Origin of the sequence: Actinobaculum massiliense (assembly GCF_001457435.1) — a bacterium.
In the GTDB taxonomy this organism is placed as follows: domain Bacteria; phylum Actinomycetota; class Actinomycetes; order Actinomycetales; family Actinomycetaceae; genus Actinobaculum; species Actinobaculum massiliense.
Genome location: NZ_LN881717.1, coordinates 828700 through 848515, shown reverse-complemented (window position 1 = coordinate 848515; position 19816 = coordinate 828700). Strand labels below are relative to the sequence as shown.

The window sequence follows — 19816 nt, the reverse complement described above, 5'->3', positions numbered from 1 at the left end:
CTCGATGGAAACGCCACCCGGGAAGAAGGTCAACCTCACCCGCCGCGCCGTCGAGTGGTGAACAATATTTGCCGCCGCCTCGCGGATCGTGTGGGCAATGGCCTCGTTGGCCTGTTCGCTGAGAGTGCCCAGATCAGCGGTTGCGAGAGCGGCGGATGCGCCAGAGGGCGGCGATGGCGGAGATAATCGCCCAAACCGCGCTGCTCACCACCCAACCCCAGTTGAAGTCGGTATCCATCAGGCCGGAAACAGGGCTCATTTCGTTGTAGAGGGGATAAGAAGATAGGTGCGTCATGCCGTAAAGCGGCGTGTAAGGGGCGATGGTCTGGAAGAATTTCGGCATGGATTCCACCTGCATAAAGGTGCCGGAGAGGAATCCGAGGATGGCGGAACCACCGCCGATAATTCCGTAGGCGGCGTCCGACCTCACCATGTACCCAATTGCCAAGCCCATAATTGCCGGCACGATGCAGCAGGCGAGAGTAGTCAGCGGGACGGCGATCCACACCCACCACTCGGCCCGGGCATTGAAGATCGCGCCCACGGCGAGGAGAACCACGATGGAGAGCGCGGCGCTGCAGACCGCGAGGGTGACTTTGACGGCGAAGTAGGTGAGCGACGTCGCCGGCGTGAGGGATAGTTGTCGGGTCCACCCGGCTGTCCTTTCAATGCCGACGGCGGCGCCCATCGATGCCGCAGCGAGGAACGCACCCCAGCTACCTAACTGGAACATCACCATGGCGGCTACATTTCCGCGACCCATGATTTCGGTTGAGTAGTTCTGGAAGGTACCGAACATGAAGTACATGATGATGGGTAGGCCAATGGAAAATGCCGTCATGCCCGGGTAGAGCACGGTGCTTGGGAATTGGCCGCTCACCATAGCCCAGTAACCCTGGCCTGGCCGCGGGGTGCTGGAGGGGCTGAATCCTTTTACCTCGCGTGGCGAGGTGAGCGTGGGGGTGGGGTCTTCTGGTTTGACGGAGGTGATGGACTCGGACATGGTTGGTTCCTTTCAAGAACGTGGCTTAGACGTTTCGCGGCTCTCGCCAATGTGTCCTCGCTACGCGCTCGCTACCTTCTCTGGCACTACTCATTCTTGAAGAAGAAGGGAAACCGGCGAAGTCTCGCGCGTCATTTCTTTGCCGTGACACCTGTCATCGATTTTTACTCTGCTTATCACGGCCCCAAAACGGCGCCCTACTTCGTTCGCATCTCCGCGGTGATCGCCGGCCAGGCGTGGGAGTGTTCGCGCCCAAACTTGTGGTCGCCCAGGAAAATCCCGGCTTTGCCCAAATCTGGATCCACCCAGATAAACGAACCCGAGATGCCGAAATGTCCGAAAGTACGCGGCGAGAATCCTTCCGCGAGCCAGTGTGGTTGCTTCGAGTCGCGAATCTCTACTCCCAGGCCCCAGGCATTATTCTTCTGCATGCCGTAACCGGGAAGAATCCCTGGCAATCCGCTGTACTGAACGGATTGGGCGTAGGCGGCTAGATCCGGAGAGATAAGGCGCGGATTCATGAGTTCGCGCACGAAGAGGCGCAGGTCTTGCACATTGGAAAAAGCGCCGTGGGCGGGTGAGCCAGGAAGTGTGGAGGAAACCATGCCGAGCGGGCGGAATACCTGGCTTTCCGTCCAGGCGCCAATCGGCATTTTCACGCGACGTTCAACGAATCTGGCCAGAACCTCATAGCCGTAGTTTGAGTAGATGCGGCGTTCATAGGGTTGATAGCGTGGGGGAGTAATAGGCTCATCCGAGTCCGGGCCCCAGGTCCGCCCCATATCGGATCTTTGCCCATGCACGTAGCCAGTGGTTCGAATGGCGCCGTCGATGCGGCGTCGGAACTGCCCGTCGACCGGAAGCCCCGAAGCGTGGGCGAGAAGTGCGCAAACCGTCACGTCAAATGGTTCGACGCGATCATCGAGGTCGACCAACCCCCGCTCAATAGCTACCAGCACGCCCCAGGCGGCAAGCGGCTTCGTCACCGAGGCAAGTGGCCACACCAGAGCGGTGTCGTTATCGCGATACGTCATTTGTCCGTCGGCAGCCACCACCGCGATGGAGTGCGTAAATGAAAGAGAATCTGATTCCAGCCGCTTCATTGCCATGGGTTTATTCTTCCACGCTTTGCGGAGTTCGCCGGCCTTCCGTGGTTTGCCACGTTCGCCGCTCTTCCGTGCTTCGCTTTCCTCGCCGGCCTTCCGCGCTCTGCTCCCTTCGTCGCGGCTTCTATAGGCGCGAGCAGGTAACGGTAACCGTGTGGCGAGGGTTCGTGTGGGCGGTAACCGGGGCGGGATGGAACCTGAACAAAATCACTCTCGCCAGGGGCTAGAAAAATTATCGTCACGATAATAAAGTATTATCGAGAGCTTCTTGGGGGCCGTGAGACGAGCTAACCACGCGCAGACGGCCACGAGTGTGCTTGAAGAAACAAAGACGTTCCACTCGTTAGGGAGATTCTATGGTCACCTCAACCGCGGGGCTGGTTACGGTGCTTATCGCCGCTATCCTGCTTATTGTCATACTGATTGTTGCGCTAAAGATGCACGGTTCACTGGCGCTGACTATTGCCGCCATTGCGGTTGCGCTTGTTACCGGAGTGGGGCTCGGCGATATTGGCCAGCTTCTGGAAGACGGTGTTGGCGGAACCCTCGGCTTCCTGGTGCTGATCATCGGCTTCGGTGCGGTGCTCGGCAAAATGCTCGAGGTCTCGGGAGGTGCCGAACGGTTGGCAACCTCCATGCTCAACGTTTTCGGCCAGAAGCGCGCTCCGATCGTGATGTCGCTTCTGGGCTTGATCGCTGGCATTCCGGTCTTCGTTGAAGTTGGTTTTGTTCTACTGGTACCGCTCGTCTTCGTGGTGGCTCGCGAAGCGGGAATGAGTCGCTTGCGAATCGGCGTCCCGCTGATCGTTTCGCTTATGTGTGTACACTGCCTCATTCCGCCTCACCCAGCCGCTACCGCAATTTCCAACACCTTGGGAGCGGATATTGGTCAGGTCATTATTCTTGGTCTTCTGGTCGCTATCCCGACGTCTCTGATCGGTGGTCCGCTCTTCATGCGTTTTGCGGATCGGCGCATGGCGCATCACGAAGCCAAGGCCGAAGTTAACGCCGCGACCGTCAAGGAAGGTGTTTCTGGTCGCGTGGGCGGTGGCGACGCATCGGTGGCGTTCAGCGCCGTAACCGCGTCCGAATCGAGCGAGGCGGCGACGGGTAGTGACGATGACGGGAAGAACTTGCCCGGCTTCGGAATCACACTCTTTACCATTCTGCTTCCCCTTCTTCTCATGGTCGCCAAGACCATCGCGGACGCGGTGCTGGCGGACGGTAACGGCGTGCGGCAAGTTTTCGAGCTCGTGGGGCACCCGATTGTTGCACTACTCCTGTCGGTGGTTTTCGCGTACTGGTCACTCGGTTTGCGGCGCGGCGTGCGGTTGGAGAAGCTGTCATCAATTACGGATTCCAGCTTCGCTCCGATTGGCGGTGTGCTCCTCATTATTGGTGCCGGCGGTGCTTTCAACGCGGTTCTCATGGAATCGGGTGTAGCTCCCGCGCTAGCCGATGCTCTCGGCGGCCTGCCGGTGAGTCCGATTATTATCGCGTGGCTTATCGCCCTGGTACTCCATTTCGCCGTGGGGTCGGCGACCGTTGCCATGATTTCCGCGGCGGGCATTGTATTGCCGATGCTGGCAGCTAATCCTGACCTGAACCCGGCCATCCTGGTTCTCGCCGTCGGTGCGGGCGCAATGGGTCTTACGCACGTGACCGACTCCCTGTTCTGGCTTTACAAGGAATACATGGGAATCGAGGTGGGCACCGCGCTGAAGACTCTCACGGTGGGAACCACCATTGCCTCGCTGGTGGCACTGGTGTGTGTGCTTGTCGTGCACATCTTCATTTAGAACATTCTTCCCTCGTCCGTTTTCAGGTAACCGGGCGCCTAGCCCGTGCAGTAAATAAGTAGCTCAGATATACGAAGGAGTAATTGACATGACCGAAGTCCTCGGAAAAGACATTTCGCAGTGGGTAAAGGAATTCCCCAAGATCGACACGCTTATGAAGAACGAGAAGACCGACTGGTTCAATCCGCAGGTTAAACCGGCAGAAGAGGGAATCAAACACGTTGGTCTGACCCGGGCGGACATCGAGGATGCGCGCGACCGGCTCAAGCGATGGGCGCCCTACCTCGCGCAGGTATTCCCCGACGCCCAGCGTACGGCGGGAATTCTTGAATCGCCTGTGGTCTGTGTGCCTAACTTCCAGGAAAAACTGCAATCCCATTTTGGAATTGAGATTCCCGGACAGCTGTGGGCAAAGCTCGATTCCCACCTACCGATTTCAGGGTCAATTAAGGCTCGTGGTGGGGTGTATGAGGTTCTCAAGCACGCGGAGGAAATCGCTCTCGAAGCGGGTCTGATCACCCTCGAGGACGATTACCGGAAGCTCGATTCTGCCCAGGCGCGAGAACTCTTTAGCGGCTACAAGGTGGCGGTAGGCTCCACCGGAAATCTCGGCCTTTCGATTGGAATCATGAGCGCGCAACTGGGCTTCCAAGCCTTCGTGCACATGTCCGCGGATGCACGCCAGTGGAAGAAGGATAAGCTTCGTTCCCACGGCGTGACCGTGGTTGAATACGAATCCGACTATTCGGTGGCGGTTGCTGAGGGGCGCAAGCAGTCTGAGTCGGATCCCACCATGTATTTTGTGGACGACGAGAATTCCACCTCGCTGTTCCTCGGCTACGCGGTTTCCGGGGCGCGGCTGGCCGGGCAATTCCAGGCCTACGACGTACGAATTGACGCCGATCATCCCCTCATCGCGTACCTGCCCTGCGGCGTCGGCGGTGGTCCCGGCGGCGTGGCTTTCGGTCTGAAGTCCGTGTTTGGCGATAACGTGCGCTGTATTTTCGCCGAACCCACGCACTGCCCCTCGATGATGCTGGGGGTGATGACTGGCGAGCACGATGCCCTCGCGGTACAAGATTTCGGAATTGATAACGTGACCGCCGCGGACGGTCTGGCTTGCGGTCGCCCGTCTGCTTTTGTCGGGCGTCACATGCAATACCTGATTGACGGCTACTACACGGTCGAAGATCCCGAAATGTATCGCTTGGTGGCGCTGCTCGCCGGTAGCGAGGATTTGCGGATCGAGCCTTCGTCGGCTACGGCATTCGCCGGCCCGGCGCATCTGCTGGGAGAATCCGCGCGCGAGTACCGCGAGCGCACCGGCCTGACCGATGAGCGCTTGGCGAACGCCATTCACCTGGGATGGGTAACCGGTGGAAATATGGTTCCCGCTGAAGAAATGGATTCATACATAGCGAAAGGTGAATCCTACATGTAAGAGCGCCTGAAGACGCTCACGCGGGCGGGTGGTAGGCGAGCCTTACCGCCCGCCCGCATCAACGAAAGATTGGCGTTCGGCTAAATGGCGCCTCGCTACGTAGCCGGGCGTGGAGGGAGGAAAAACCATGGCCGCGGTTGCCGCATCTAAGGTGGAGTCACTCACCGATTCTCAATACGTGGCGCGTTTTGCACCCCTGGTGGATTTTCTAGGTGCGGCCCTCGGCCCTACCACGGAAGTGGTACTACACGACGTTGCAGACTTGGATGCGTCGGTGGTCGCCATCGCAAACAGCCACGTATCTGGCCGTAAAGTGGGGTCTCCTGCCACCGACCTCATGCTACGGGTACTACGCGCCGGGAAAGCAGATCAGCGGCCCTACGTAACCGGGTATTCCGCGCTCAGTTCCACGGGGGCTTCGCATCTGCGCTCGGCCACCTATTTCATCCGCCGCGAGTCTCGCATTGTTGGGATGCTTTGCATAAATGCTGACCAAACCCTTCTTAAGTCCCTCGAAAAACTCACCGGCGAAATTGCCGAAGCATTTTTCGCGGGCGAAGATGGCCCTACCAAACTTCAGGCGACCGAAGGCTCGGAAACGCTCTCGACCTCAATCGCGGATATCACGAGTGGTGCCATTCGAACGGCTCTGGCAACCCGGCCGGTCACCGTCGATCACTATTCGGCGGAGGACAGGCTCGCGGTGGTCAAGCTCCTCGATGATGGTGGATTCTTCCAGTTGAAGGGAGCTGTCGCGGATTTGGCCGGAGCGTTGCAGATTTCCGAACCCTCAATTTACCGTTATCTTCGCCAGGTGCGCGCCTAATAGAACAGATAGCAGTGATTTTGTGCTTTTGAGGCGGGAAGAAGCACCGAACGCGCTAGAGTATACGAAGTGGAAAACGGCGGGTTCACCCGCAATAGCGCGAAAGTGCCAAGGAGAGACATGCTTGATATTCGGCTCGTTCGGGAAAATCCGGAGTTAATTCGTCAGTCGCAACTCAAGCGAGGTAACGACCCCGCCACGGTAGACGCTCTACTGGAAGCAGACGTGGAGCGGCGCTCGGCGCTCGCGGAATTTGAGACCGCGCGCGGTAGGCAGAACGAGGTGTCCCGCTCCATCTCTAAGGCGTCCAAGGAAGAACGCCCGGCGATTATTGCCGAAGCCAAGCAGCTTTCCGACCGCGTGAAAGAGCTCGAAGCGGTCGCCGCGGAGGCAGAAGAGGCGGCTAAGCGCGCCAATGCGGTGATTGAAAATGTTGTTCTCGACGGCGTACCGGCGGGCGACGAATCAAAATCCGAAGAGATCGAGGTGATCGGCACTCCGCGTGATTTCGCGGCCGAGGGTTTTGAGCCGAAAGATCACCTGGACGTTGCAGAGAGGTTCGACGCCGTCGATATGGAACGCGGCGCCAAGGTTTCCGGTTCGCGCTTCTACTACATGAAGGGCGTGGGCGCGCGGCTCGAGTGGGCACTGTTCAATATGGCGATGGATCAGGCGCGTGAGCGCGGGTACGTCCTCATGAATACGCCGACGATCGTCAACCCGGACATTATGGCCGGTACCGGCTTCCTGGGCGAGCATTCGGATGAGATCTATTACCTCAATGCCGATGATCAGTACCTGGTGGGTACCTCGGAAGTGGCGCTGGCGGGCTACCACAAGGATGAAATCCTGGATCTGAGCGCCGGCCCAATTCGCTACTCCGGATTCTCGGCCTGCTACCGTCGTGAAGCGGGATCGTACGGCAAGGATACGCGCGGAATCATTCGCGTTCACCAGTTCAACAAAGTCGAAATGTTCGTCTTCTGCAAGCAGGAGGATGCCGAGGCGGAGCACCAGCGCCTGCTGGCGATGGAAAAGGAAATGCTCGCCAAGGTGGAGCTTCCCATCCACGTACTCAATATTGCGGCCGGTGACCTGGGCTCCTCCGCCGCGCAGAAGTTCGATTGCGAAGCGTGGTTGCCCACCCAGAATCGCTATATGGAAGTCACCTCCACCTCCAACTGCACCACCTACCAGGCGCGGCGCCTCAATATCCGCGAGAGGACGGAGCAGGGCAATCGTCAGGTTGCCACCCTCAATGGCACGCTCGCCACCACCCGCTGGTTGGTGGCGATGTTCGAAAACCATCAGCAGAAAGACGGGAGCCTGTACATTCCCGAAGCTTTGCGACCCTACATGGGCGGAATGGAAGTAATCGAGCCGATTCGGTAGAAATTTGTTTGTCAGCGTCGTAGACATGTTCAAAATCGGTATCGGGCCCTCCAGCTCGCATACCCTCGGCCCGATGAAAATCGGGAAGCAGTTTGTCGATGAATTAGAGAACCAAGGATTGCTCGAGGTGGCGACGAGCGTCGTCGTCGACCTGTACGGTTCGCTCTCGGCAACCGGACGCGGGCACAACACCGACGTCGCGGTGACGCTCGGACTGGCCGGGAAAATACCGGATACCGTGGATATCGACGGTATTCCGGCATTCCTCGCGCGCGTGCGCGCGACCGGCCGACTGTCGCTGAGCGGACGGAGGGAAGTCGATTTCCCGGAGGAGGCTATTCGCTTCAACGCGGAAATGCTTCCGCTCCACGAAAACGGCATGAGAATCACCGCCTACGCTGGCACGGAAGAGCTCTATGCCAACACCTTCTATTCCATTGGTGGTGGGTTCATCGTCGACGCCGAGCATCTTGGCGTCGTTTCCGAGGATACGGTCTCGGTTCCCTATCCCTATCGCAACGCGAAAGATGTGCTGGCATACTGCGAGCGCGACGGGATCTCTATTTCTGAGATGCAGTGGCGCAATGAGGTTGCGGCGCGAAGCGAGGACGAGGTGCGCGGGCACCTGCGCCGCATCTGGGAGGTGATGCGGGAGGACATTGACCGCGGCATTACCACCGACGGCGTGCTTCCCGGCCCGCTCCAGGTTCCGCGCCGGGCAAAAGCACTCGCGCAACGCATTTTGCCTCAACGCAATACAGACGATCCGCTCATCGCCATGTCTTGGCTGAATATGTACGCCATGGCGGTGAATGAAGAGAACGCCGCGGGTGGGCGCGTGGTGACCTCACCGACCAATGGCGCCTGCGGGGTGTGCCCGGCGGTCATGGCCTATTACGACGAATTCTTCGGTCCCAGCGATGAAGAGACTCGCGGCCGGTTCTTCCTTACCGCGGCGGTCATCGGCGCGCTTTATAAAATGAACGCGTCGCTTTCCGCGGCCGAGGTAGGTTGCCAGGGTGAAGTGGGGGTCGCCTCCTCGATGGCGGCCGGCGCCTACGCGGAGTTACGGGGAGCGACGCCGTTGCAGGTGTGCAGTGCCGCAGAAATCGGCATGGAGCATAACCTTGGTCTTACCTGCGATCCGGTGAACGGCCAGGTTCAAGTCCCGTGCATCGAGCGTAACGCCATGGGGGCGGTGAAGGCCGTCAATGCGGCCGCCCTCGCTATGCTGCGCGATACGGATCCGAAGGTAGGGCTCGATGAGGTAATCGAGACGATGTACGAAACCGGTAAGGATATGCACCTGAACTATCGCGAAACATCGCTCGGCGGGCTGGCTCGCAACGTGCCTTGCGCCTAGATTCGTTATTCGTTCCGGCGTAGCTAAGCACGCCGTCGTCAAGAATTAAAACCTCTTCGCCGCCTGCCTTGCGTATGGTTAAACCATGACACGTGAAATCAAGAATTGGCTCACTGACATGGACGGCGTCCTCATTCACGAGGAGGTCGCACTCCCTGGCGCGGCGGAGTTCCTCACCACCCTGCAGGAGAAGGAATATCCCTACCTCGTCCTCACGAACAATTCGATCTTCACCCGCCGCGATCTCTCCGCGCGTCTGCAGGCCGCGGGTTTGGAGGTTCCGGAGGAAAATATCTGGACGTCAGCATCCGCGACCGCGATTTTCCTCGCTCAGCAGGTGGAAAACAAACGTGCTTACGTGGTGGGTGAAGCGGGGCTCACGACGGCGATGTATAACGCCGGGTTCGTTATGACGAACGTGAATCCCGAAGTGGTAGTGCTAGGCGAAACTCGCACGTATTCGATTGAGGCACTGACCACCGCAATCCGCCTGATTGACCGCGGTGCGCGTTTTATAGCCACGAATCCGGACGTGACCGGCCCCTCCGAGCACGGCCCGATTCCCGCTACCGGAGCGGTGGCCGCCATGATTACCGCCGCCACCGGACGCCAACCTTACTACGTGGGGAAGCCGAACCCAATCATGTTGCGCAATGGCCTGAACAGAATCGGTGCCCATTCGGAAGAAACCGCGCTGGTGGGTGACCGAATGGATACGGATATTCTGTGCGGCATGGAAGCAGGGCTACAAACTCACCTCGTTTTGAGTGGTTCGTCGAGCCGGGAGGACATGGGCACCTTTCCGTTCCGCCCCGAGTACATCCATGAGTCGATCGCCGAGGTGGTTGGCCTTCTCTAGAAGCGGTAGCTAAGCCGGAATACGGCGGCGCTAGGCTTCGGCATCGAACTCCATAATCACCGGTACGTGATCGGAAGCACCCTTACCCTTGCGCTCATCGCGGTCGATGTGAGCCGCGGCGAAGAGATCGGCGAGCTCCGGGCTAGCCCACCCGAAATCGATGCGCATTCCGTGATTTTTCGGGAAACGTAGGCGCTGGTAATCCCAGAACGTATAGTCGGCCCCGTCCGCACCGCGCGTGAGCTCGGTGAGCGCGGGGCCGGCGAAATCGCCCTCCGTGCCGGTTCCGGGTTTTCCAAAGGCATTGAACACCGCTCGCTCTTCGTCGGTCACGTACATGCCCACGTCATTGCGGAAGAAATCAATATCCCACACGTCGGTATCTTCGGGCGCGACGTTCCAGTCCCCGGCAAGCAGGATTCGGCGGGCGGGATCAGCGGCAAGCTGTTCGCCGACCGCGGCGCGAAGCCTGCGCAGGAACTCCAGCTTGTACCTGAAATGCGGATCGTTGTAGGAACGCCCGTTGGGGATGTAAAGGCTCCAGACGTCGATTCCGCGCGACCCGGTGCCAACCCGGGCTCGAATCGCGCGCGCCTCCACAACCGGCTCGCTAAGTAGCGCGCCGGCGCCGTCCTCCTTCGCGAAACCGGGCTGGCCGGGAAAACCAATTTCCACGTTGTCTAGCCCGATGCGCGAAATAATCGCCACCCCGTTCCACTGGTTCAGGCCGGCGGCCGCTACCTGGTAACCCGCGGCCTCGAATGGCTCGGCGGGGAACTGCTCCGGCTTGCACTTGGTTTCTTGCAGGAGCAAAACGTCTAGATCCCAGCGGTCCAGAACGCCCAGTGCCCGCTCGGCGCGGGCGCGAATTGAGTTGATATTCCAGGTTGCGATACGCACCCGGCCATTCTATCTGCTTTCGCCATTAGCTCTTCTGCTCTTGGTATTAGCTTGCGGCCCGGCCGGTGATCCGTTTTCGAAGAACGCGAATTCGCGCCCACGCGATACACGGATAAAGAACTTGCCAAAGACGGCTCACGAACCTGCGGGGAGACCCTCCCCAAAACCCACCTCATGCGGTTTAATAAACACAATCGCAACCGGGTGAGATGGTGCAACACACGCAGGAGGTTTTTGTTATGCGTGGGAAAAGAATCTTTGCAATGGTGCTAGCTGCCTTGCTCTCAGTGTCTGTTGTCGGATGCGGTAAGAGCGCGGAAGAAAAGCGGGCGGAGTCGTGCCAGGCCCTAGAGGCGATAACAATGGATGTGGAGCATGCTCGCGCAACGGCTAAGGCTGGCGGCTACGGCGGCTTCTATGGTTGCCCTGCGGGCCCGCCAGCCCCGGAAGCTGGGCTAGCTCGCCCGCCCCGGGCAAGCCCGGCAAAAAGCTCTCAGCTAGGTATTCTGTCTCTATGGGAACTGCACTTATTACCGGCGCTAGCTCCGGGTTAGGCCTCGAATTTGCGTGGCAACTTGCCGCCGAACGCAACGACCTCGTGCTGGTTGCGCGCGGGGCGGAGACACTGGAAAAGATCGCGGAGGAAATCCGCCAGGTGGCGGCCGTAAAAGTGGAGGTACTTGCGGCGGACCTGTCGAAGCGCGAGGACGCGATTAAGGTCGGCCAGCGGGTAGCGGATACCGAGAAGCCCATTGGTTTGCTGGTAAATAACGCCGGTTTTGGGCTCGGGCAGGAGTTTTCCGAGGGCGAGCTCGAAAAAGAGGAGAACGCGCTCAACGTTATGGTGCGCGCGGTGATGATTACCTGCCATTACGCGGCGGCAGAATTTCGCCGGCGCGGCTACGGGGGAATTATCAACGTTTCGTCCATGACTTCCGTGACCGCCCAGGGAACCTATTCGGCGCATAAGGCCTGGGTGCGCACGTTTAGCGAGGGCCTGGCCACCGAGCTTACACCGCACGGGGTATCGGTGACGGCGGTGACGCCGGGCTTGATCCACACGGATTTCCATCGCCGCTCCGAGGTTGATGCGAGCCAGTGGCCGGAGATTGCCTTTGTACCGGCCGAGCAGGTTGCCCAAGCCGCAATTGAGGCCTGCCGGCGCGGGCGGGTGCTCGTGACTCCAGGCTGGCTTTACAAAATGTTGGTTGGGGTGGCCCGGGTGGCCCCGCGGTGGTTGGTGCGCAAGGTCGCGGGCCCCTCGCTTTCTGGGCGCTAGCCACGCGGCGAACGCCACCCGGCTCGAGCGGGTCAAAGGCGCACGAGTAGCTTAGGGTGGTGAGGTGGATTCCAAAAAGGTAGTGAACGACGACGCCGTAGCGCGGCCGGTGGCAGATAACGCCAGCCCATCTGATTCCGAGGCCTTGCCGGAAGGAGTGCTTCCGGCAAGTGGAGGCTCGCCCTATGGTGAAAAGCGCACGGTGGGTGTAGGGCCGCACCCGCTGCCCTGGCCCGATGATCCGCGCCTCGATCCAGAGCTTTTGGCCAACGGAGACCACCGCAACGTCGTCGACCGTTATCGCTACTGGACGGTAGAGGCGATTAAAGCCGAACTTGATACGCATCGTTCGCCCCTGCATATCGCCATTGAGAATCTTCAGCACGACCTCAATATTGGGTCGATCGTGCGTAGCGCAAACGCTTTCAACGCCGCTGGTGTGCATATTGTGGGCCGCCACAAGTGGAATAAGCGCGGCGCCCTGGTGACCGATCGATACCTGAATATGTACTATCACGCGGAGCCGGCGGGCCTGGAAGAGTGGGCTCAAGAAAATGGCTATGAGCTAGTGGCAATCGACAATCAGGAGGGTGCCACCCCGATTGAAACCACCGAGCTTCCGGAAAAGTGCGTGTTGGTGTTTGGCCAGGAATCGAGCGGAATTTCCGCGGATTTGCTCGGGCGTTGCCCGCGGGCGGTGGAAATTGTGCAGTACGGCTCAACCCGCTCCATGAACGTGGCGGCGGCGGCCGCTATTGCCATGCACACCTGGGCCTTGCAGCACCTCGATCCCGGTTTCCCGGGCGAATAGTGCTAGGCCGTAGTAGCTTTCTGGCGCCGCGAACGCGCCGGTTCGCTGGGATAGCTAGGCGGGCCTTCTCCGTGAATTCTTCAGATCAGGTCTGAGGGGAGCGCGGCGGCCTGAGGGGAATTAACCAGGGTAGGATCGGCAGATAAGCGCCGGTGAACACGTGCCGGTACCGGCACTCAGCCGGTTCACTAGTTCGATGATTGAGGGAAACTCGAGCATTGAGGAAACCGCGGCGGTCAGCGCGGCCGCCACGTACCAGTTCGCAGGGAGGAACCGTGACCGTAACCCGCATGAGCATTGACCTCAAGCGCGTGGTGGATGAATCGTATCCGCTGGTTATTGGGCGCGATCTGGAAGATGAGCTCGGGCAAATCCTCGCCGGTCCAGAGCTTGCCGCTCGCCGAGTTGCCATTATTACCGATTCCAATGTGGCGCGCCTCAAGGCCGGGGCAATCAGGCAGATGCTTCGTAACTCGGGGCGCGGTGCAGAGATTTTTGTTTTCTCCGCCGGAGAGGAAAACAAGACCCGTGCCACCAAGGAGCAGCTGGAAGACGCAATGATTGCCGCTGGCTTCAATCGCGACAGCGTTATTGTGGCGGTGGGCGGCGGCGTCGTCACCGATCTGGCGGGCTTCATCGCGGCTACCTTCACCCGCGGCATTCCCTACGTCAGCTACTCCACCACCCTGGTGGGGGCGGCAGATGCGGCGATCGGCGGGAAAACCGCCGTCGACACCCCCGCGGCCACAAATCTGATTGGCGCTTTCCACCAACCGCGGGCCGTGCTTATCGATATCGCCACCTGGGCCAGCCTCGATGCTCCGAAGATTTGCGACGGAATGGCTGAAACCGTCAAGCACGCTTGCATTGCCGACGCGGATTTCTTCGCGCGCCTGGAAGATGCCTTTGTAAATCGGGGAATGGGCCCGGAAGAATTTGTGCGCGACGCCGATCTTGCCGAATACACCGCGCGGCGAAATGCTCAGATCAAACAGGATTTCGTGCAGTCCGATGTGCATGAAGGTAACCGCCGCATGGGCCTCAATTTGGGCCACACCATTGGCCGAGCCCTGGAGGCCGCGCTCAACTATCGGTGGGCGCACGGGGAGTGCGTGGCGGTGGGATTGAACTTGCAGGCGCGCCTGGGCGTGGGTTTCGGATATATTTCGGCCGCTGACCAACTCCGTCTGGAGCGGTTGCTAGCGGCGATTGGGTTGCCCACCCAGATCCCGGATGGGGTGAGCGTCCAGGCGATTATGGCTGCCATGAAACACGATAAAAAGGCGGCGGGCGGCCAGATCAGATTTGTTTTCCAAGACGGAATCGGAGCCTTGCGTCTTTTCGCGCAAGGTTCGTATTCCCGCGCGGTTTCCGCCGCGCAAATTGAGGCGTTCTTGAGCGAACAGCTTGGGTAAACCGATAAATGGAGGAAAAGTGAGCACCGACCACAGCAATCATTCCGCGCACGCGCATTCGCACGGCGTTTCAGTCGATGCGGATCGCCGCTACCTGTGGGGGGCGCTGAGCGTCCTCGTCGTCTTCATGGTGGGCGAGGTCGTCATCGCCTTCCTCTCCAATTCGCTCGCCTTGCTCTCTGACGCGGCGCATATGCTGACCGACGCCGGTGCCATCGCGATCGCCATCTGGGTGAGCTACGTGGTGGTTCGCCCGGCCACCGGGCGCTGGACCTACGGCTTGGAGCGTGCGGAGATCCTATCCGGCTTGGCCAATGGTGTCACGCTACTGGTGCTCGGGCTCATTATTGCGGTGGAAGCCGTCCGCCGATTCTTCGTGCCTCCCGTGGTGGCCGGCTGGGCCGTCGTCTTCACCGCCCTGGCGGGGATCGTCGTCAACGTTATTGCTACCGCGCTACTGGCCCGCGCCAACCGGCAGTCGCTCAATATTCGCGGGGCTTACCAGCACATCTTGACCGATCTCTACGGTTTTATCGGCACCGCCGTGGCGGGTCTCATTATCGTCACCACGCAGTGGGTGCACGCGGACGCCATCGCGTCGCTCATTGTTGCCGCGCTTATGCTCCGCGCCGGCTGGGTGCTGGTTCGCGACGCCAGCCACGTACTCTTGGAAGGGGCGCCCGCCGGCATGAGCGTTGAAACCGTGCGCGAACATATCAGCGGTTTAGAAGGCGTGGTGCGCGTGCATGACCTTCACCTGTGGTCGGTGGGCACCGGCACTCCGGTGGTTTCGGCGCATATTGTTGCCGACGACGCCGCCTTTGCCGACGGGCGAGTTCCGGCCATGTTGGACGCCGTGCAAGGATGCCTCTCCGAGCATTTCGATGTGCAGCACTCTACTTTCCAGTTCGAGCCGGAGGCACACGCCGGGCACGAGGAGCGCGGCCGGTTCTAGCGCTGTGGCACGTGAGAGGTCCTAGTTTGGTACCCAGACCGAATGGGAACCAATACTTCCGGGCACATTGTCGCTGTGCGTATTTGCGACTGTGCACTTTTGGATGCGTGGATCCTGGGCGGACTGTATCCGGGCCTAGGCGAGGGTGAAAACGACCTCGACTTCCACCGGTGCGTCGAGCGGAAGAACCGCTACTCCAACGGCTGAGCGGGTGTGCAGGCCGGCATCGCCAAAAATATCGCCGAAGAGGTCAGAGGCTCCGTTTGCAACCGCTGGCTGATCGGTGAAATCCGGGGCAGAAGCGATAAAGACGGTGACGTGTTCGGTGCCGGAAATCTGGTCGAGGCCGCCGGCGATATCGGCGGCCGCCGCCAGGGCATTCAGCGCCGCGATGCGGGCGTAGTTATAGGCGGAATCGGGAGTTACGCTTGCGCCCACCTTCCCGGTGGCGGGTAGTGCGCCGTCGACCAGGGGAAGCTGGCCCGAGGTGCGGATCGTGGCGCCGGTGTTCTTAGCCGGTACGTAGGCGGCAACCGGAGCGGCGACGGGCGGTAGGTCAAGGCCAAGTTCGTTCAACCGCTGGCTGATGGTCATGAGGACCTCCGAAGATAAAGCTGTTTTAGGAACGAGGGAAATTATAGGGCGATCTACCCTAGCGCGGTTGGTTGGCCGGCCGCCAGTTCTCTGCGCGGAGATCCTAAGCACGCCGGCTAGGCGGGCCCTCACGCAGGGATTGGGCCAGGCTATCGGTGCCCTGGGTGATATGGCGATACCAATTATCTTCGTTGGGATGCTTGCGTAGGACTGCCCGCCGCTCACGTTCCGTCAGGCCTCCCCAAACTCCGAAATCCATATTGTTATCGAGGGCATCGGCTAAACAGAACAGGCGGACCGGGCAGGTGAAGCAAATCTGGCGGGCCTGGCGCTGGGCGGCGCCGCGAACGAAGAGCGCGTCCGGATCGTTGGTAGCGCAGGAGGCGTAAGCAGTCCAGCTAGAGTGCTGCGAAACTTGCGTCATGTGCCTTCCTTGCTCTGGCTACCCAATCCTCGTGCACTCGGTCAAAGGCCGTCGGCACCTTATCCTGAGTAGTTACTTTACTTGTCTCGCTACAATGCGGCAAAGTCAAAGATTCTACTGTCTCTAATTCTATTGAGTTTGGTTTATTTTGGCGTTGCCTTCTCACCCTCTGGGAGGAGGCGAGGGCGGAGCGGGGAACTTTCCCGGGACACGAGAGAAACAGAGCACAACACCGGCCCCAATTCGCACGTATTCTTGGAGGTATGTCGAACAACCGTCTTGCTTCGCAGGCTACCGGTGCGCAAATTGGCACCCTTTTGCTGGCGCTAATCCTGGCCATTACCGGGGGAGGAATCCTCGTTGCCGGGTTGGCCCTGCCCTTCGCAATGAGCGCGGGAACCGCGGTTAATGCGGTAACGGGGGTTTTCGAGGAAGTTCCGGACGATCTCGGGTTTACCGAACCGTCTGAACAGTCCGTGCTTTTGGCGGCGGACGGATCGGTGATCGCGCGTTTCTTCGCCGAGAACCGCATCGTCGTCTCTTCGGATCAAATCGCGCAACCAATGAAGGACGCCGCGGTGGCGATTGAGGACCGCCGCTTCTACGAGCATCACGGCATTGACGTGCAGGGAACCTTGGGTGCCCTCGCCTCAAATATTGTTACCGGTGGAACCTCGGGTGGATCGTCGATCACCCAGCAGTACGTGAAGAACTCGATGGTGGAGCAGGGCCGCATTCGCGGCGACGAGGATATGATTCGCAGTGCCACCGAGCAAACTTACCCGCGAAAAATCAACGAGGCCCGCTACGCCGTCGCCGTCGAAAAGACGATGACGAAAGACGAAATTCTCACCGGTTACCTCAACCTGGTGCAGTTCGGCCCCTCGCAATACGGCGTGGAAGTTGCCGCGCAACATTACTTCTCCAAGTCTGCGAAGGACCTCAATTACATCGAGGCGGCCACCCTCGCGGGTATCACGCAGAACCCGGCGAAGTGGGATCCGGCCAAGCATCCGGAGAACGCTTTTGAGCGGCGCAACGTGGTGCTGTCGACGATGTTGCGTGACGGCTACATTACGCAGGAAGAGTACGACGCCGGAGTCCGGGTTCCGGTGGAAGACACTCTCCACATTTCCACTCAGCCCGCCGGTTGCGGAGCGGCTGGTATCTCGGCTTACTTCTGCGAATACGTGGTCAAGGATTTGCTCCAGGATGAATCGTGGGGCAAGGATGCCTCTGACCGCACCCGCCAGCTCTACCGCGGCGGCCTCGTCATCCACACCACCCTGGACCCGGTGAAGCAGCAACAAGCCTACGATTCGGTGGTTGAACAGCAGCCGGTTGACGACCCATCGGGTATTGAGGCGGCACTCACCAGCGTCCAGCCGGGCACCGGGCATATCGTCTCAATGGCGCAAAATACGCGCTTCGGCACTCCGAATGAAACCGACGATCGCATGACACAGGTCAATGTGAACGTGGGGAAGAATATGGGTGGTGGATCCGGTTTCCAGACCGGTTCAGCTTTCAAGATCTTTACGCTGGTGGAGTGGATCCGAACCGGCCATTCCGCGCATGACGTTGTTTCACTCAATGCTGATACCACCTATCCGCGCAATTCATTCCATGCTTCCTGCGAGCCGGTGCAGGGTAGCGCGGCATGGCACGTGTCTAACCTCGGCTGGCCCGGTGGGCGCAATACGGTGGAATACGCGATCAAGAACTCCATTAACGGCGGCGCCGCGCATATGGCCATGGAAGTGGATCTGTGCGACATTATCGGCACCGCGGAAAAGATGGGCGTTCGCATGGGCAACCCGGACGGCAAGTGGAATTACGGCCCGCCCCTGGTGCTTGGCGCCAACGAAGTAACCCCGCTATCGATGGCGGTGGCGGGTGCGACCCTCGCCAATGATGGCACCCGTTGCGATGCAATGAGCTACACCTCGATTGAGAATCAGAACGGAGAGGTTATCGCCAGCCGCTCGCCCAAGTGCGAGCAGGTACTCGAGCCGGATGTTGCCCGCCAGGCAACGGAAGTGCTGGAGAAGGTAGTTGCTCCCGGCGGAACCGGAAAGAACGCGCAAATTCGTGACGGACGAGCGGTGGCCGGAAAGACGGGTACCGCCAACGATGACTGGCACGCCTGGTTCGTCGGATTCACCCCGGACCTGGCCACCTCCGTGTGGCAGGGCCATATCGAGGGCAATATCTCGATGTTCGATTCGGTCATCAAGGGTCGTTACTACCACGAGGTCTACGGCGGTTTGTTCCCGGCCACGATCTTCTCCTCCTACAACAGTCGGGCGCTGGCGGGCACTCCGCCCACTCCATTCCCGAACCCGGCGTCCCGGAATGTAACAACGGAGCCGCTTCCGCAACGGCAACCGGCTCCGCGTTACACCGAGGAAGAGCCCGAGTACGAGGAAGAGCCCGTTGAAGAGCCGCCGGCGGAAGAGCCGGTGGAGTATGAGGACGAGCCGACTGACTAGGCGCCGGGATGTCGGAATTTCTCGCGACAGCGCCGTTGCGGCCGGCGGGTCCGGGTGAATCAAGGCAGGAGAATATGCAGATGAAAATGCGAACCGTGCGGCGCGCGGCCGGCCTTGCCGTGTTGGGCGGAGCGGCGGTGGCCGCGGGCGCCGCCGTCGAGGCGTGTGCCTACCGCCTACAGCGGCGTAGCGTGACGCTACTACGCGAGGAGCCGGCGGGGGATGATCTCCGGCCACTCCGAGTTATACACCTGACCGATATTCACCTGCTGGCTTGCCAGGCGCGAAAGATAGATTTCATTCGGTCTTTGGCGCAGGAAGATCCGGATTTTATCGCTCTGACCGGCGATAACCTTTCCTCCGCCCACGCGCTTGAGGCTTTGCTCTACGCACTAGAGCCATTTGCCGGGTTGCCCGGTGCCTTCGTTTTTGGCTCCAATGATTACTTTTCGCCGCGGCCCAAGCTCAATCCTTTCCTCTACCTGGTGAAGAGCCGGTACCAAGGCACCGGCGAGGCTTCGAGCCACGCTCCGGATCGAGCCCGGGATTTGCCCTATGCGGAAATGGCCGCGGCCTTCGCCGACCGCGGTTGGGCGGACCTCAATAATCGTCGGGCGCGGATGAGGGCGGCTGAATGGGATCTTGACCTGGTTGGAGTTGACGATCCGCATCTCTTCTACGACGCTTTCCCTCCGGGGGATGACGCCGAAGATGAACCTCGCCTGCGGATTGGGTTGGCACACGCTCCCTACCAGCGCACGCTCAATGCAATGAAGGACGATGGGCGTGACCTTGTGTTGACGGGCCACACGCACGGCGGACAACTGGCTTTGCCGGTTATTGGTTCGCTCACCACCAACTGCGATTTGCCTAACCGGCTCGATTCAGGTCTGTTTGCCTGGCCCGATACCGGTGATGAGCCGCTACGCGGCGAGGGTGGAGTGGTGGCGCTTCCCGGCGAAATGTATGTTGATTTGCCCACCGGATTGGGAACATCTCCGTGGGTACCGGTGCGAGCATTACGGCCGCCGGAAGCTGTTCTTCTTGAGGTGCGGGTAGTGGCCCGATAGGTGCGCAAGCATCGTTTGCTGGCACCCGGGGAATTTGCGCCGTGTATCACGCCACAGAACTTAGGTACGTGGGCGGATTTCGGCTAT

17 protein-coding genes are annotated in these 19816 nt (G+C 60.0%); 12 read left to right on the top strand and 5 right to left on the bottom strand.

What is annotated here, in order from left to right; all coding sequences use genetic code 11:
• Window positions 1–133: 133 nt before the first annotated feature.
• Both BN2664_RS05620 and BN2664_RS05615 read right to left on the bottom strand, forming a co-directional pair.
• Complete coding sequence (locus BN2664_RS05620) at window positions 134–1003, bottom strand: ABC transporter permease (protein WP_007001174.1); 870 nt, start codon at window positions 1001–1003, stop codon at window positions 134–136.
• 197 nt (window positions 1004–1200) lie between these two features.
• Entirely contained in the window at window positions 1201–2112 is a 912-nt protein-coding gene (locus tag BN2664_RS05615) for a serine hydrolase domain-containing protein (RefSeq protein WP_007001175.1), read from the bottom strand.
• Window positions 2113–2465: 353 nt separating this feature from the next.
• Here BN2664_RS05615 and BN2664_RS05610 point away from each other — a divergent pair, with 353 nt between their 5' ends.
• From BN2664_RS05610 to BN2664_RS05585, 6 genes are all read left to right on the top strand, one after another.
• Window positions 2466–3908, top strand: coding sequence for a GntT/GntP/DsdX family permease (locus BN2664_RS05610; protein WP_007001176.1), 1443 nt, complete (start codon window positions 2466–2468; stop codon window positions 3906–3908).
• A gap of 88 nt (window positions 3909–3996) precedes the next feature.
• The gene (locus tag BN2664_RS05605; protein ID WP_007001177.1) at window positions 3997–5349 is read left to right on the top strand and encodes a D-serine ammonia-lyase; all 1353 of its coding nucleotides are present in this window, start codon (window positions 3997–3999) and stop codon (window positions 5347–5349) included.
• 127 nt (window positions 5350–5476) lie between these two features.
• A complete protein-coding gene (locus tag BN2664_RS05600; protein ID WP_007001178.1) occupies window positions 5477–6175 on the top strand; it encodes a helix-turn-helix transcriptional regulator in 699 nt (232 codons plus the stop codon).
• Between the two features lie 120 nt (window positions 6176–6295).
• A complete protein-coding gene (gene serS / locus BN2664_RS05595; protein WP_007001179.1) occupies window positions 6296–7567 on the top strand; it encodes a serine--tRNA ligase in 1272 nt (423 codons plus the stop codon).
• A 4-nt stretch (window positions 7568–7571) separates the two neighbouring features.
• Complete coding sequence (locus BN2664_RS05590; RefSeq protein WP_269431466.1) at window positions 7572–8930, top strand: L-serine ammonia-lyase; 1359 nt, start codon at window positions 7572–7574, stop codon at window positions 8928–8930.
• Between the two features lie 85 nt (window positions 8931–9015).
• Window positions 9016–9789, top strand: coding sequence for an HAD-IIA family hydrolase (locus BN2664_RS05585; RefSeq protein ID WP_007001181.1), 774 nt, complete (start codon window positions 9016–9018; stop codon window positions 9787–9789).
• Between the two features lie 30 nt (window positions 9790–9819).
• Here BN2664_RS05585 and BN2664_RS05580 read toward each other — a convergent pair whose 3' ends face one another.
• On the bottom strand, window positions 9820–10689 hold the full coding sequence (locus BN2664_RS05580) for an exodeoxyribonuclease III (protein ID WP_007001182.1): 870 nt from the start codon (window positions 10687–10689) through the stop codon (window positions 9820–9822).
• Window positions 10690–11203: 514 nt separating this feature from the next.
• On the opposite strand from BN2664_RS05580, the gene BN2664_RS05575 reads away from it, so the two are divergent.
• From BN2664_RS05575 to BN2664_RS05560, 4 genes are all read left to right on the top strand, one after another.
• Window positions 11204–11968: an SDR family NAD(P)-dependent oxidoreductase gene (locus BN2664_RS05575; RefSeq protein ID WP_007001184.1), complete on the top strand. Its 765-nt coding sequence runs from the start codon at window positions 11204–11206 to the stop codon at window positions 11966–11968.
• Between the two features lie 64 nt (window positions 11969–12032).
• Window positions 12033–12779: a TrmH family RNA methyltransferase gene (locus tag BN2664_RS05570; protein WP_007001185.1), complete on the top strand. Its 747-nt coding sequence runs from the start codon at window positions 12033–12035 to the stop codon at window positions 12777–12779.
• Window positions 12780–13054: 275 nt separating this feature from the next.
• Window positions 13055–14194, top strand: a complete 1140-nt coding sequence (gene aroB, locus BN2664_RS05565) for a 3-dehydroquinate synthase (protein ID WP_007001186.1) — start codon at window positions 13055–13057, stop codon at window positions 14192–14194.
• Window positions 14195–14213: 19 nt separating this feature from the next.
• Window positions 14214–15149, top strand: a complete 936-nt coding sequence (locus BN2664_RS05560; RefSeq protein WP_007001187.1) for a cation diffusion facilitator family transporter — start codon at window positions 14214–14216, stop codon at window positions 15147–15149.
• Window positions 15150–15284: 135 nt separating this feature from the next.
• Here the strand turns inward: BN2664_RS05560 and BN2664_RS05555 are convergent, their stop codons facing one another.
• Window positions 15285–15743: a RidA family protein gene (locus BN2664_RS05555; protein ID WP_007001189.1), complete on the bottom strand. Its 459-nt coding sequence runs from the start codon at window positions 15741–15743 to the stop codon at window positions 15285–15287.
• A gap of 103 nt (window positions 15744–15846) precedes the next feature.
• Entirely contained in the window at window positions 15847–16167 is a 321-nt protein-coding gene (locus BN2664_RS05550) for a WhiB family transcriptional regulator (RefSeq protein ID WP_007001190.1), read from the bottom strand.
• A 263-nt stretch (window positions 16168–16430) separates the two neighbouring features.
• Between BN2664_RS05550 and BN2664_RS05545 the strand changes: the two genes are divergently transcribed.
• On the top strand, window positions 16431–18659 hold the full coding sequence (locus BN2664_RS05545; protein WP_058120642.1) for a transglycosylase domain-containing protein: 2229 nt from the start codon (window positions 16431–16433) through the stop codon (window positions 18657–18659).
• An 80-nt stretch (window positions 18660–18739) separates the two neighbouring features.
• Window positions 18740–19729, top strand: a complete 990-nt coding sequence (locus tag BN2664_RS05540) for a metallophosphoesterase (protein ID WP_007001192.1) — start codon at window positions 18740–18742, stop codon at window positions 19727–19729.
• Window positions 19730–19816 lie beyond the last annotated feature (87 nt).

What these genes read in the sequence shown, in the direction of transcription:
- BN2664_RS05605 (WP_007001177.1), top strand. Translation starts at nt 3,997, where the DNA reads ATGACCGAAGTCCTCGGAAAAGACATTTCGCAGTGGGTAAAGGAATTC.
- BN2664_RS05620 (WP_007001174.1), bottom strand. Translation starts at nt 1,003, where the DNA reads ATGTCCGAGTCCATCACCTCCGTCAAACCAGAAGACCCCACCCCCACG.
- BN2664_RS05610 (WP_007001176.1), top strand. Translation starts at nt 2,466, where the DNA reads ATGGTCACCTCAACCGCGGGGCTGGTTACGGTGCTTATCGCCGCTATC.
- BN2664_RS05585 (WP_007001181.1), top strand. Translation starts at nt 9,016, where the DNA reads ATGACACGTGAAATCAAGAATTGGCTCACTGACATGGACGGCGTCCTC.
- BN2664_RS05540 (WP_007001192.1), top strand. Translation starts at nt 18,740, where the DNA reads ATGAAAATGCGAACCGTGCGGCGCGCGGCCGGCCTTGCCGTGTTGGGC.
- BN2664_RS05615 (WP_007001175.1), bottom strand. Translation starts at nt 2,112, where the DNA reads ATGGCAATGAAGCGGCTGGAATCAGATTCTCTTTCATTTACGCACTCC.
- BN2664_RS05555 (WP_007001189.1), bottom strand. Translation starts at nt 15,743, where the DNA reads ATGACCATCAGCCAGCGGTTGAACGAACTTGGCCTTGACCTACCGCCC.
- BN2664_RS05600 (WP_007001178.1), top strand. Translation starts at nt 5,477, where the DNA reads ATGGCCGCGGTTGCCGCATCTAAGGTGGAGTCACTCACCGATTCTCAA.
- BN2664_RS05545 (WP_058120642.1), top strand. Translation starts at nt 16,431, where the DNA reads ATGTCGAACAACCGTCTTGCTTCGCAGGCTACCGGTGCGCAAATTGGC.
- BN2664_RS05550 (WP_007001190.1), bottom strand. Translation starts at nt 16,167, where the DNA reads ATGACGCAAGTTTCGCAGCACTCTAGCTGGACTGCTTACGCCTCCTGC.
- BN2664_RS05575 (WP_007001184.1), top strand. Translation starts at nt 11,204, where the DNA reads ATGGGAACTGCACTTATTACCGGCGCTAGCTCCGGGTTAGGCCTCGAA.
- serS (WP_007001179.1), top strand. Translation starts at nt 6,296, where the DNA reads ATGCTTGATATTCGGCTCGTTCGGGAAAATCCGGAGTTAATTCGTCAG.